At 51.6% G+C, this 13,921-nt stretch carries 12 protein-coding genes; 4 read left to right on the top strand and 8 right to left on the bottom strand.

All coding sequences use genetic code 11. From position 1 onward, the window contains the following. Positions 1-86: 86 nt before the first annotated feature. The 3 genes from trxB (at position 87) to DZK30_RS12820 (ending at position 5,374) form a co-directional block, all read left to right on the top strand. Positions 87-1,058 carry a thioredoxin-disulfide reductase gene (gene trxB / locus DZK30_RS12830; RefSeq protein WP_118974517.1) on the top strand — a complete coding sequence of 324 codons (972 nt, stop codon included), beginning with the start codon at positions 87-89 and terminating at the stop codon, positions 1,056-1,058. A 218-nt stretch (positions 1,059-1,276) separates the two neighbouring features. Continuing rightward, positions 1,277-1,768: a methylated-DNA--[protein]-cysteine S-methyltransferase gene (locus DZK30_RS12825; RefSeq protein ID WP_118974516.1), complete on the top strand. Its 492-nt coding sequence runs from the start codon at positions 1,277-1,279 to the stop codon at positions 1,766-1,768. Between the two features lie 138 nt (positions 1,769-1,906). Continuing rightward, positions 1,907-5,374: a pyruvate carboxylase gene (locus DZK30_RS12820; RefSeq protein ID WP_118974515.1), complete on the top strand. Its 3,468-nt coding sequence runs from the start codon at positions 1,907-1,909 to the stop codon at positions 5,372-5,374. A gap of 516 nt (positions 5,375-5,890) precedes the next feature. Here the strand turns inward: DZK30_RS12820 and DZK30_RS12810 are convergent. Beyond that, complete coding sequence (locus DZK30_RS12810; protein ID WP_118974513.1) at positions 5,891-6,529, bottom strand: response regulator; 639 nt, start codon at positions 6,527-6,529, stop codon at positions 5,891-5,893. A 7-nt stretch (positions 6,530-6,536) separates the two neighbouring features. Beyond that, positions 6,537-8,444 (bottom strand): ATP-binding protein, encoded by a 1,908-nt coding sequence (locus DZK30_RS12805; RefSeq protein ID WP_162903057.1) that lies wholly within the window; start codon positions 8,442-8,444, stop codon positions 6,537-6,539. Positions 8,445-8,826: 382 nt separating this feature from the next. Here DZK30_RS12805 and DZK30_RS12800 point away from each other — a divergent pair, with 382 nt between their 5' ends. After that, a complete protein-coding gene (locus DZK30_RS12800; RefSeq protein WP_118974511.1) occupies positions 8,827-10,737 on the top strand; it encodes a T9SS type A sorting domain-containing protein in 1,911 nt (636 codons plus the stop codon). 55 nt (positions 10,738-10,792) lie between these two features. Here DZK30_RS12800 and DZK30_RS12795 read toward each other — a convergent pair whose 3' ends face one another. From DZK30_RS12795 to DZK30_RS12770, 6 genes are all read right to left on the bottom strand, one after another. Then, positions 10,793-11,602 (bottom strand): carboxypeptidase-like regulatory domain-containing protein, encoded by an 810-nt coding sequence (locus tag DZK30_RS12795; RefSeq protein ID WP_118974510.1) that lies wholly within the window; start codon positions 11,600-11,602, stop codon positions 10,793-10,795. After that, a complete protein-coding gene (locus DZK30_RS12790; protein WP_162903056.1) occupies positions 11,530-12,318 on the bottom strand; it encodes a carboxypeptidase-like regulatory domain-containing protein in 789 nt (262 codons plus the stop codon). The genes DZK30_RS12795 and DZK30_RS12790 overlap by 73 nt, the downstream gene beginning before the upstream one ends. Before the next feature lie 71 nt (positions 12,319-12,389). After that, on the bottom strand, positions 12,390-12,665 hold the full coding sequence (locus tag DZK30_RS12785; protein ID WP_205529429.1) for a hypothetical protein: 276 nt from the start codon (positions 12,663-12,665) through the stop codon (positions 12,390-12,392). A gap of 67 nt (positions 12,666-12,732) precedes the next feature. Further along, positions 12,733-12,999 carry a 50S ribosomal protein L27 gene (gene rpmA / locus DZK30_RS12780; RefSeq protein WP_118974508.1) on the bottom strand — a complete coding sequence of 89 codons (267 nt, stop codon included), beginning with the start codon at positions 12,997-12,999 and terminating at the stop codon, positions 12,733-12,735. Positions 13,000-13,113: 114 nt separating this feature from the next. Beyond that, positions 13,114-13,416: a 50S ribosomal protein L21 gene (rplU, locus tag DZK30_RS12775; protein WP_118974507.1), complete on the bottom strand. Its 303-nt coding sequence runs from the start codon at positions 13,414-13,416 to the stop codon at positions 13,114-13,116. A 49-nt stretch (positions 13,417-13,465) separates the two neighbouring features. Further along, positions 13,466-13,909, bottom strand: coding sequence for an META domain-containing protein (locus DZK30_RS12770; RefSeq protein ID WP_118974506.1), 444 nt, complete (start codon positions 13,907-13,909; stop codon positions 13,466-13,468). Positions 13,910-13,921: the final 12 nt, after the last annotated feature.

The raw sequence follows: 13,921 nt of genomic DNA, 5'->3' as shown, positions 1-13,921 counted from the left end.
GCCTTTGAGCCAGCCTATTTACTCATGAGATAAAAAACACCTATTTTCGCAGGTAGTTCAATGTATATCAATTAAAGCATCATAACATGTCAGAAAGCACAGAAAGAATTCATTGCCTGATCATTGGCTCGGGACCTGCCGGCTACACTGCTGCCATCTATGCGGCGCGCGCCGGTATGAAACCCGTACTGTACTCAGGATTGCAACCCGGCGGACAGCTGACCATTACCACCGACGTAGAGAATTACCCAGGCTATCCCGAAGGCATCATGGGCCCGCAGATGATGAAAGATTTTGAGGCACAGGCCCGCCGCATGGGTACCGATCTCCGCTGGGGTATGGTATCGAAGGTGGACCTTTCACAGCGTCCGCTGCGCATAGAAGTAGACGAAGAGAAATGGATCGAGGCCGACTCGGTGATCATCGCTACCGGCGCTTCAGCCAAATGGCTCGGTATCGAATCGGAGCAGCGGCTGAATGGTTATGGCGTTTCGGCCTGTGCCGTGTGCGATGGCTTTTTCTTTAAAGATAAAGAAGTAGCCATAGTGGGCGCCGGCGACACCGCCTGCGAAGAGGCGCTGTACCTGGCCAAGCTGTGCACCAAAGTGCATATGATCGTACGCCGCAACGAAATGCGCGCCTCTAAAGTAATGCAGGAACGTGTACTGAAAACCGGCAATATCCAGATTTACTGGAACAGCGAGACCGTGGAAGTGCTGGGCGATAAGAAAGTAGATGGCGTAAAGATCAGGGACCATCAGACCAACGAAGAAACGACCATACCTTTGAGCGCCTTCTTTGTGGCTATTGGTCATCAGCCCAACTCCGATCTTTTCAAGGATTACCTTCAAATGGATGAGCAAGGATATATCCTTACCACGCCGGGCACTTCGAAGACGAATATCGACGGGGTATTTGCCTGCGGCGATGTGCAGGATAAGATCTATCGCCAGGCGGTAACCGCAGCCGGCAGCGGCTGTATGGCAGCCCTGGACGCAGAGCGTTACCTGGGCGCACTGGAGCATGAAGCCGCTACGGCTGCGCATGCGAGTGCCTGAGACCCGGGTCTATAATTTACCAGATAAGTCCGGGATAGTTCGCTGCCCCGGACTTTTTTTATCTGGCTATGTCGATATAGGAAACGTCGCGCAACATTGTCCCAACCCCGGTTGCTGAGCCTGTCGAAGCACCATTTATAGCTGTCCTTTCGACATGCTCAAGGACCGGAAATAGTTTTGTTTCCTATATCAGCATAGTCAGCTTTTTTCATTTCCGTATGTACACATCGTTTTATCAGTCGCCGCTCGGTCCTGTACGGATCTCTGCCTCGGAGCAAGGCTTGCTCTCTGTTTCCTTCATCGAGGAGGCACAGGGGCAATACCTTACCGAACCGGTGCTGGCCAATACGCTCAGCCGCCTGGCGGCACAGCAGCTGGACGAATACTTCAATGGCAAGCGAAGGGCCTTTGACCTGCCGCTTCTGCCCACTGGCACCGCATTCCAGGAAGCGGTATGGCGCGAACTGGTAAAGGTACCTTTCGGAAAAACAGAAAGCTATGGCTATATTGCCCATCAGCTCAACAATCCACTGAGCATACGCGCCGTAGGCTCGGCCAACAACAGGAATCCCATCGCGGTATTCATTCCCTGTCACCGTATCATAGGCGCCGACGGATCGCTTACAGGCTATGCCGGCGGGCTCTGGCGCAAAGAGTACCTGCTCAAACTGGAACGCGCCGGGCAACCGGTACAGACCAGCCTTTGGTAGCTTTCAACTTTTTTCCGCCGATGCCGTTAAACAACCTCGGGGAAAATAAATCGTTCCTATTCCGATAAAAAGTAATTTGCACCCGCTCCCGGCAGGGAGCATGTTTTTCAATTTTAAACGGCTAAAATTTTACAAAAAATGCAAACGACCTTACCCGATCAGGCGGCGCAAGGCCAGATCAAAAGATTAATGGTAGCCAACCGCGGAGAGATCGCCATCCGCATCCTGCGTGCAGCTTCCGAAATGCGTATCCGCACAGTGGCCATCTATACCTATGAGGATCGCTACTCGCTTCACCGCTATAAAGCCGACGAGGCCTATCTTATCGGCAACGAAGAAGAGCCGCTGAAGCCTTACCTCGATATCGAGGCCATTATCAAGACCGCAAAGGACAACGCGATCGACGCCATCCACCCTGGCTATGGCTTCCTGAGCGAGAATGTACGGTTTGCCCGCCGCTGCCGTGAAGAAGGCATCATCTTCATTGGCCCCACTCCGGAAGTAATGGAGCAGCTGGGCGATAAGATCGCGGCCAAAAAAATCGCGCGAGCGGTCAATGTGCCGGTTATTGAGGACAGTACCATCAGCTTCGGCGATACGGACAAGGTAATCGAGGAAGCAGAACGCATCGGCTTTCCCATCATCCTCAAAGCTGCGGCCGGCGGTGGTGGCAGAGGCATGCGTGTGGTGCGCAAAAAAGAAGATCTTGAAAAAGCCTTTACAGAAGCACACAGCGAAGCAGAAAAAGCCTTTGGCGACGGCACTATTTTTATCGAAAAATTCATCGACCAGCCAAAGCATATCGAAGTACAGCTGCTGGCCGACAATCATGGCAATATCGTTCATCTTTTCGAGCGCGATTGCTCTGTGCAACGCCGCTTTCAGAAAGTAGTAGAGATCGCCCCGGCCCCAAATCTACCACAGGAAGCCAGGGAGGCTGTATACGACTATGCGCTGAAAATAGCGCGTGCGGTCAATTACAACAATGCCGGCACCGTAGAATTTCTTGTCGACAGGGAACACCGAGTATACTTCATAGAAGTGAACCCCAGGATACAGGTCGAGCATACCGTAACAGAAGAAGTGACCGGTATCGACGTTGTGCGCAGCCAGATCCTTATCGCACAAGGCGTACCCTTGTCCGATCCTAATATCTTTATCCGCAGCCAGGACGATGTAAAGCTTAATGGTTTTGCGATCCAATGCCGTATCACCACGGAAGACCCGGAGAATCATTTCAAACCCGATTACGGTACGCTCATCACTTACCGCAATGCCGGCGGTTTCGGCATCCGGCTCGATGAGGGCAGCGCTTATTCCGGCATGAAGATCTCTCCCTTCTTTGATTCTATGCTGGTAAAGGTCACCGCCTCCGGCCGTACGCTGGCCGGTGCGGCGCAACGGCTCAACCGCTCCCTGCGTGAGTTCCGCGTAAGGGGTGTGACCACCAATATCCGTTTCCTGGAAAATGTGATCACGCACGAGCAGTTCCGCAAAGGCCTCTGCACGGTAAATTTCATCGACAACAATCCGGAGCTGTTTGCTTTTGATCGCCCGAAAGACCGCGCCACGAGGATATTGAAGTACCTGGCCGATATCAAGATCAACGGACATCCCGATGTGAAGCATTACGATCCTACCCGTAGGTTCAGGACGCCGGAAATACCCGCTTTCGACTCCTTTGCGCCTTTTCCAGCCGGGACCAAAGATAAACTGACGGAGCTGGGGCCACAGGGCTTCATGCAATGGCTTGGGCAAGAACCTTCCGTATTGTTTACCGATACCACCTACCGCGACGCCCACCAATCGCTGGTAGCCACGCGCATGCGCAGCAGGGATATTCTTGCGGTAGCAGAAGGCTATGCCCGCAATCATGCCGAGCTATTCTCTATGGAAGTATGGGGCGGCGCCACCTTCGACGTTGCGCTGCGCTTCCTGCACGAATGTCCCTGGACAAGGCTGCAGGAGATCAGGAAAGCCATGCCAAATGTGCTGCTGCAAATGCTCTTCAGGGGATACAATGCCGTAGGTTATTCGGCTTATCCGCGCAATGTGATCCAGCAGTTCATTGAGAAGTCATGGGAAAACGGTGTAGATGTGTTCCGCATCTTCGATTCGCTCAACAATATTGAATCCATGCTGCCCGGGATCGAGCACGTGGTAAAACATACGGGCGGCATTGCCCAGCCTGCCATATGCTATACCGGCAATGTGCAGCGCAAAGAAAACAACAAGTACAACCTGCAGTATTATATCGACCTGGCCCGCAGGCTTGAGGATACTGGCGCACATATGCTGGCCATCAAGGACATGGCTGGCCTGCTGAAGCCCAATGCCGCTACCGAATTGATCGGCGCGCTGAAGGAAAATATAGCGTTGCCCATTGCGCTGCACACACACGATACCGCAGGTACCCAGGTCGCCACCTATCTCAATGCCGTGAATGCTGGTGTGGATACGATCGACTGCTCGCTGGCCTCGTTCAGCGGCACGACTGCGCAGCCCAACCTTAACTCTCTCGTTGCGCTGTTGCAGGGACATCCACGCGAACGCCGGAGCAATCTGCACAGCCTCAATGCCTACAGCAACTATTGGGAAGCGGCCAGGGAATATTACTACCCTTTCGAATCGGACCTGAAATCGGCCACAGCCGAAGTATACGACAACGAAATACCCGGAGGGCAATATTCCAACCTGCGCCAGCAGGCGGAGGCGATCGGTCTTGGCGGGCAGCTGACCACCATCAAGCAAAACTACAAGGTGGTGAACGAGCTGTTTGGCGATATTGTGAAAGTAACGCCCAGCTCTAAAGTAGTGGGCGATATGGCCCTGTTCATGACGGCTAACGCACTTACTGCTGAAGATGTGCTCAATGAAAGTAAGAATCTTTCTTTCCCCGCTTCGGTAGTTGGTTTCTTCAAAGGCGAGCTGGGCGTGCCTTACGGCGGCTTCCCCGAAAAGCTGAGAAAGATCGTGCTGCGCAATGAGCCACAGACCAATGGCGCCAATGCACAGCTATTGCCCGACATAGACCTGGAGGAAGCCTTCAAAGGCTTTACGGAAAAATATCCCGGGAGCACCTTCCTCGATTTCCTTTCTTACCAGATGTTCCCGAAGGTATACGATGAATATTACCATTATCAGAACGAGTTTGGCGAAGTAAGCAATATTCCCACACCGGCCTTCTTCTACCCCATGAAGAATGATGAAGAGTTGCTGATCGAGCTGGGCAAGGGCAAGACCATTCATGTACGGCTGATCTTCGTTTCCGATGCCGACGAGACCGGCATGCGCACCGTATCCTTTGAGCTGAACGGCTACAACAGGACGATCAGGGTGAAAGACAATTCCGTTAAATCGTTGAAACCGCAGCATAAAAAAGTAAGCGATGCGGATAAGGAAACCGGTGCGCCCTTACAGGGCAAGCTAAGCGTGGTGCTGGTAAAGGAAGGCGATGAACTGCAAGCCGGCACTCCCTTGTTCGTAATCGAAGCGATGAAGATGGAAAGTACCGTAAGCGCGGCCAAGGCAGGCAAGGTAAAGAAAGTGCACATCAATGCCGGTACCATGGTAGATCAGAATGATGTGGTGATCGAGATGGAATAGTACAAGACAATTTAGATAACGCAACAAGCGCCGCCGGAGTATCCGTGCGGCGCTTGTTTCTTATACAGGAGCTATTTCTTTTCTCGCAGCGCTTGTTCCTGGACATTACTTATTACTGTCTCGCAGCGCCGCTGCGAGACACCACATTTTGTTTTCGTGGCAAAAAAAGAAAATGACTATCCGGATGTAGGAAACGGGATACAATTTGCTTCTAAATAACGGCTGCTGAGCTTGTCGAAGCACCATCTTTGTCCTTTCGACAAGCTCAAGGACCGCCTTTGTTTCCTATATCCGGATACTCAGAAAAAAGAATTACTGCTCCACAAAAAACCGGGAGAAATCTTTTGCCGTGCAGACCGCTGCGCGTTCCGGCAGGCTGCCGCAGAGAGCACGCAAAAGTCGAATATCCTGCGGTGTCAGCTTCTTGTAAAATATCTTTTTTCTCGCGGCGCCGCTGCGACGCCGCGAGAAAGCCCACCTTATAACTGATATGATCGCCGCGAGCAATAAAGCAAGCTACTCCGAAAGACCCAGCAGCAGGGCTTTTCGTATCAATCCCGCCATATTCCTGACATCCAGCTTCAGGAAAAGATTGGAACGATAGTATTCTACTGTCCGCAATCCGATAAACAGCTTTTCCGATATCTCCTGTATCGTATCGCCGTTCACGGTCATGCGCAGTATTTCCTTCTCTCTGGGAGTAAGCGCAGGCTTCAGCGCCGATTCCCTTTTCATGCGTTGCGTAAACTGATCGAGGCTATCCAGTAGTGCCGGATCAATAAATTGTTTACCCTCATATACTGTCTCTACGGCCCTGATCACGACTTCCGGGTCGGTGTTTTTCAGCACATAGCCCAGTACCCCCATGCGCAGCATATTGTGCACATATAAAGCGCTGTTCAGATTCGTCAGCGCAAGAATACGGATATCGGGATAATGTTTCAGTATTACCGGCGCCAGCATATCGCCGGTCTTGTCCGGCAGTTGGATATCCAGCAACAGCACGTCAGGCTGATTCTCCTGCAGGCCTTGCAGCAGGTCGGCGCCATTGCCATAAGCGCCGGCCAGACGGATATGCGGGTATACCGACAGCATATTCTTCAAGCCGCCGATGATCATAGGATGGTCGTCTGCAATAGCTATACGGATGTTCATGTTCTCTTCAGTTGGTTTGCTCCAGGTTAAGCTCTATAAATGCTGTGGTTCCCTGCCCGGCCGGCTCAATGGAAAAATAGCCGTTCAATGCCTGTACCCTTGCTTCGATGTTCATCAGCCCCAGGCCACGGTGTTTATCCTGCGCCTTGAAACCCGTACCGTTATCTTCTACCAGGATGCTGATCACCTGGGCCTCCCGTCGCACCTGAACGGCAACCAGGGTAGCCTGTGCATGCTTGATAATATTTTGCAGCAGTTCCTGTATCATCCGGTATATCGGTAGCTCCAGCGCTTTACCGAGACTATCCAGGTCGCCGTAAAATTGCAGGTCTATAACCGGCTGCCCTCCTGTATCCAATTGCTCGCAATACAACAGCAGCGCTTCTTTGAGGTGATGCTTCAGCAAGATATCGGGCATCAGGTTATGCGCCGTTTTGTGGATCTCCCGGCCCATATCCTGCAACATCTCCATCACATCGCCCAAGCCATCACCGGTCACCTCTTGCTCATGCAGCTTCTGCCAGGTCTTCAGGTTCATCTTAATCCCGGTGAGCATCCCGCCGATACCGTCGTGCAGCTCCCTTGAAATACGCACCCGTTCCTTTTCCTCGCCGGCCATCATGGCTTTTAGCTGTTCTATCCTTCTGTCCCTCATGGCTATTTTGCGCCGGCTTCTATATATGCCCAGCGTCACGGCAAGCCCGATCAGCATTCCTCCGATAACGGCGCCGATCAGGATATTCTTATGCTCGATCCTTCTTTTTTGCGCTGCGATGGTCCATTCCTTTTCCAGCAGCTCCTTGTTCTTCTGTACGGTCTGGTAGCGTGCCTCCACCTCGTTGATCGCACGCAGCTTTTCGGTATTGATCTGGCTGTCCTTGAGCTGATCGTACCGGCGGTGCTGCTCCAGGGCTTCGCGGTACCTGCCTGTCGCTTCGTAAAGCGCAGCCAGCGTAGCGTGCCCGTCTTTCTGATTGCCGGTAATCCCGGTTTCCTTTGCCTTCGCCAAAACCGCCAGCAGCACCTGCTCTGCCTGCCGGTACTCTTTCAACCGGAACAACGCCAGGCCCAGCGAATAGCCAGGCATAATAAAGGCGTGCAACGGGCTGGTGGTCGTGCTCAATTGCATGGCGTCGCGATAATAAGCAACCGCTTCACGATTCCGGCCCGACTTAAGGAGCAAATCGCCCATGCTGGTGAGACAGGCCTGCTCCATATCTGTAATGCCCTCTTTGCGGCTCAGCGTCAGCGCCTCGCGATAAGCAGACATGGCACTATCGACAAGCTGCAGCTTATCGTAGGCCGTTCCCTTATTGACCAGGGCACTCCCAATGAGCATCACCGCATTCTTTTTACGGGCAAATTGCTCGGCCTGCACCGCATAGGCCAAAGCCTGACGGTGTTGCCCCAGCTCTTCCTGTACGGTAGCCAGGTTGTTGTATACTGCTGCGATATTGTCACTGGCCGGGAAATACTGTTGCAGGTATTTTAACGCGAGGTAATAGTATTCATGCGCGCGCTTATAATCACCAGACTGGAAAAAGCTGCCGCCCATGTTGATATACAAGCTGGGTAGCGCGTTCCCGATGTAGCGGGCCCGCCGGCAATAGGGCAAAGCCTCCTGGTAGAGCATCAATCCCCGGGCGTAGTCGCCCCTGTCTGTCACGGCCGCGCCCAGAAAGGCCAGGGCATAGCCGATACCATCGTCGAAGCCCGTGGCCCGGCTCAGCGCTTCTGCAGCTTCGAAGCAAGCGATCGCGCTGTCGGTATTGCGCGACAACAATGGAATGCCTTTACGGATCAGGGCCCTTACCTGAAGCGTATCGGCAGTGGTGAAGGTGGCATGCGACAGACGTACCACCTCCTGCGCCCGGCCGGCGACGGTAGTCAGAAGCAGCCACCACAATGTGCCCACAATCAAGCGGCTTCTTGAAATAGGATAAAAATACACTTTACTCAATGTTGTACAGCGACAATCATAGTTAAATAAAAAATATCAGTGAAATCCGAAAAGATTTTCAGCAGCTGGATCCTTTAATTTGTAGAGAAAGGTCCGCTACTGCATCCGGGACGTTTTATCGCACCCGGTTGGCTCTGGCTTTGCGTATCAAGATAATTAAAATAAAAATATCCGCCGATTTCTTAACAACTAAACCACTTATGTCGATCATGAGATGAATGCCGCCCTCTAAAATCAATGCATAATAACCCGGACCGGTGCCACAGGTTGCCGCTCAGGAACCAAACCATATCTCCTTTGGCGCTCATTTTTTTTACCAAAAAACAATAAAGCTTTTATGAAAAAAATATTGACACTTGCCCTGCTTTTTTCCGGCTGCCTTACGCTGCAGGCCCAGCAAGGCACACTGGATGCGACTTTCAATCCTGGTACGGCGCTGGACTTCAACGGCGCCAACTCCCTGGCCCTGCAGCCAGATGGTAAAATACTGGTCGGCGGAGGGTTTTCCAAACATGTAGCGCGGCTCAACAACGATGGTACCGTAGACGCGTCCTTTTCGCTCACCGGCAACGGCTTCAATAGCTATGTACCTGCCATGGCGCTGCAAAGCGATGGCAAGGTCGTGGTCGGCGGCGGCTTTACCGAGTTCAATAACCTTCCAATACCCGGCCGTATCGCACGGCTCAATAGCGACGGATCGGTGGATGCTACATTTAAAACCAACCTGGGCACAGGCATTACAACAGATTATTCTTCGGTAAATGCCGTGGCACTGCAAAGCGATGACAAGATCCTGGTCGGCGGTGAATTTGATGCCTTTAACGGTACTGCCAATAACAATATTCTGCGGCTCAACAGCGACGGCACTCGCGATGCCGCCTTCAACACAGGTACTGGCTTCAACCGCGCCGTTGCCTGTTTCGCCATCCAGCCCGATGGCAAGATCCTGGTCGGCGGCTCTTTCTGGACTTATAAGGGACTGGCGGTGCCCCCAAGGCTGGTACGGCTTAACGCCGACGGTACGCTGGACGCCACTTTTGGCACTACAGACGGCTTCGACGGCACTGTCAATTCCATAGCCATTCAACCCGACGGCAAGATGATCATTGCCGGTTTCTTTTCTAATGCCAACGGCTTGTCACGCGCCGGCATTACCCGGCTCAACAGCGATGGCACTACAGATGCCACTTTCAATGTAGGCACCGCCCTCACCGGTCCCCAGCCTTTTGCTCATGCCGTAAAGCTGCAGAGCGATGGCAAAGTATTGCTCGGCGGCCAGTTTGTAACGTACAACGGCACTAGCATTAACCGCATTGCCCGGCTGAATGCTGATGGCAGCCTCGACGCCACCTTCAACGTAGGCAGCGGCTGCGATCAAACGGTGCTCGTCTTTGCTATCCAGCCCAATGAAAAGATCATTATTGCCGGCGAGCTGACCACCTACAACGGCACCAGCCGCAATTTTGTGGCCCGGCTTACCGGACCGGATAATATAAAGACCGGCGCGCTTACTGTGGGGAATTTTTGCCAGAACCCGGCTGTCGCAGTATCCTTTACCGTGACCGGTACCATCAACAGCGGCAATGTATTTACCGCGCAGCTCAGCGATGCTTCCGGCAGCTTCAGCAGCCCGGTGGCGATCGGTACGCTCAGCGGCACAGCCAGCGGTACCATCAATGCTATGTTACCTTCCAATACACCCAGCGGCACCGGCTACCGCATCCGTGTAGTGAGCAGCAGCCCTGCGCTTACCGGTAGCGACAATGGCGAGGATATCAGCATTACCAATGTGGCGCCCGCCGTGATCCAGCGTACGAGCAATACCTTGTCCACCATTCTTCCCTATGCGACCTACCAATGGATACGCAACAATGCCTCTATTCCCGGCGCGACCAACAGCACTTATACCGTAACTGCCAATGGCAGCTACCAGGTAGCGGTAACCAATACCGGAGGGTGCAAAGACACTTCCGATGTATTTACGGTAACCAATCTCAGCCTGGATGAGCGGGAGCAGCTCGCACAGCAGGTACGCCTCTATCCCAATCCGGCAAAGGATATGATCCATATCCAGTCGCCGGTTAAGGTCAACGTTGCCATCACCGGTATAGAAGGAAAAATGATCCGGGAAGAAAGCCACGTAAGCATGATGATGCTGAACGATCTGCCTGCAGGTATTTACCTGTTGCGCATTAGCGATACCAAAGGCATGCTGATCAAAACAGAGAAGCTCATTATCGCCAGATAATTCGATTAACCAGGCACAACCAGCCGGCCCTGCAGTATTGCCTGCGGGGCTTTTTTTATTGTTGCTGCTTATAGTCGGCTCTCCCTGTCCATTGGCGGTAATTATCTTTGATCCACATACCGATCTCCAGGTCCGATGCTGCCCTGGCATAATCGTAAGGCATGGGATAGGTATTCATGAAGGCGGCCAGCGTATCTCCTGTAAGGCCGGTAAGGTCGTGTACGACCCCGGGGGTATAACGGGTGTAGACAAAAGACTGCTTTTCCTGGTTCTTGAATCGTTTCTGAAAAGCGCGCAATCGCTTGTATTTACGTGCCAGCCGTTGGTACGGCGCCGATATGGGATTGTTGAAGACTACACCGAACCGTGCCGGCGGACCTTGTTTGTTCAATCCGAACTTTGCAGGTTCCTGCGCCACTTTTTTCCCGAATAACCTGCGATATTCCAGTGAATCCCGTTGATAATCGCTGAGCCCCGGACGGATGACCACGGTATCGATACGCTGCAGGTATTTCTCCAGCGGGATGCGTTGGTATTGCGTCGCCTCATCGGAACCTACAACGAATTCCTTGCTGATATAGCCTAGCAGACTGAAGCGTATATGATCGCTGCTTTTTACAGCTATCGTATACGTTCCTTTTCCGGCCGACCACGTATCTGTACCGCTGCGGCGGTTCTCGATATGTACCGAAGCCAATGGCTCGCCCGTGGCGGCATCTACTACAGTACCTTCCAGTTCCTGTGCAGAAAGTGACACAACACTGCATAGCAGCCATAAAAGAAAAAGAAACCTCATGGTTTCTTTAACGTATCGGCAGTTTCTTTTGGTATTGGTGGCGGCAGCGTCACCGGCTTTTGTTTCCATTGCCGGTAATTGTATTTGATCCACATCTTGATCTCGAGATCGGTAGCTGCCCGGGCGTAATCGTAGGGCATGGGATAGGCGTTCATAAAGGCAGCCAGCGTATCGCCGGTAAGACCTGTAAGCGCGGTAACTTCTTCCGGCGTATACCGGGTATCGACAAATTTCTGACCCTCCCACTTTTTGAAGTTTTCCTGGAAGCGGGTACGCTGTTTGCTCTTTTTATTGAATTGCTCGGCAAGGGCCGAAGCCGGGCTGAAGATCGATCCCATTACCGTGCTGCTGGCTCTTTTGCGGGAAAGGTCCAGCGCGTATCGCTTACTACGGGCAATAGAATCCAGCTGGTAAGGCGTCCAGTCGGGGCGTATCTCGACCTCTTCCAGGGTATACAGCTTTTTCTTGAGATTTACCCGGCGAAAGACGTTGGCGCCTTCGGGCATCTGGAAAGAAACAGGATAGTAGCCTACGTAAGTGAATTCGATATCGTCGCCTTTATCGGCTTTAATGCTGAACTTCCCGTCTACATCGGCCATAGTGGAAAGATTTTTGGTCTTATTGACCACGATCACTGCGGGAAGAGGGCTGCCGTCATTATCGGCGACCACACCGTCCAGCGACTGTGCTATCGCAGGCGTAATGCCAAGCAGCATAAAAAACAGGAGACAATACCGGAGCAACAAGGGAAACGATTTTAGAAAACTAAAACAGGTTTGGCTCAAAATTATTGCTTTCAGCTCACAAAAAATCCCGGTAGTGAACTACCGGGACTATTTCATTGAGAACTTTAGCATTACTTTTTCTTAGCAGCAACCTTAGTTGGGGTTGGCTTTTTAGCAGCTTTAGGAGCAGCTTTTTTAGCAGCAGCTTTCTTAGGAGCGGCCTTTTTAGCAGCGGCTTTCTTAGGAGCAGCTTTTTTGGGAGCGGCTTTCTTAGCGGCGGCTTTTTTAGGAGCAGCTTTCTTAGCGGCGGCCTTTTTAGGAGCAGCTTTCTTAGCAGCAGCTTTTTTAGCTGGAGCGGCTTTTTTTGCGGCTGCTTTCTTCGGAGCAGCTTTTTTTGCAGTTGCCATACTTATCGAATTTATGGGTTAGAAAATAAAAAAGCTCTTTTATTTATGGCAAACCGCTTGAAGGGGGTTAGGCTTCAGCGGTACTTACTTCGTTTATGGAAACTAAAGTCTTACTGCGTGTTTTTCTAAACTCAACAATTCCGTCTGTTAATGCGAATATAGTAAAATCTTTACCAATTCCAACATTTGTACCGGGATGATACACGGTACCTTTCTGACGAAGAATGATATTTCCGGAGATAGCAGGCTGGCCACCGAAAATTTTAACACCCAGCCTTCTGCTACGTGAATCGCGACCGTTCCTTACGCTACCTTCACCTTTTTTATGTGCCATTACTTTTTTATTAAGTTGTAATACCTACAAAGTTAAATAATAATTTGATTTATCCAAAAAATCGCCATGCGATTTTCAGACGACGATCGTAACAGGATCACCACAGGGTGTTCCTTATGCGATTGCCTGGATCTTGATCTTAGTCAGGGATTGACGGTGACCGTTCAGCTTCTGATATCCTTTGCGGCGCTTCTTCTTAAAGATAAGTACTTTATCGCCTTTCAGATGATCGATGATCTCTGCTTTTACGACTGCCTTTACAGCGCTGCCTACGGCTACATTGCCGCCATCGCTGGTCATCAGTACATCAGAAAATTCTACATTGTCCCCGGCTTTGCCATCGAGACGGTGTACGAAAAGTTCGTCGTTCGCCTGAACTCTGAACTGCTGTCCTGCTATTGTTACAACTGCAAACATGCTCCAAAAATTTTGCGCAAAATTACTGGAATTTTAATTTATAGCCAAATTATTTTTGTTCTTTTTTGCCACCGGTGAATTCGGCCAATACCTTTTCCCCCTGCATCAGGGTCAGTTTATTCCCCGAAATACGGAAATGATCTACCTCATCAAATATCTTGTACAGCTTATTTTCTGTATCCAGACCAGGCATGCAGGCCATTTTAGTGGCGACTACCTGTCCTAGCTTCAGACCGGTCCCTTCTACCGTATAGCTGCCGCCATAGCTGTTGCAACCTGCATAGCCGCCAAAACGGGACAGGCTGTCTTCAAAGATGATAGTTACGGGTCTACGGGTCTTCTCCGGCGTAAAATCGGGGATCGAGCTAAGCGTCCAGCCGGTACCGGCAAGTGAATTGCCGCCGCCGGCACCTGCTTTAGCTTGTTTCTTCATAGAGGAGCAGGAACACCATACCAGCAGGGTTAAGGCAAGGCAGGAAAGTAGATAACGCATTTTATTTTATTT

The sequence above is a fragment of the Taibaiella koreensis genome, assembly GCF_003545715.1.
In the GTDB taxonomy this organism is placed as follows: Bacteria; Bacteroidota; Bacteroidia; order Chitinophagales; family Chitinophagaceae; genus Taibaiella; species Taibaiella koreensis.
Note: the sequence above shows the minus strand (reverse complement) of the source record. Positions and strands in the feature narration are given on the sequence as shown.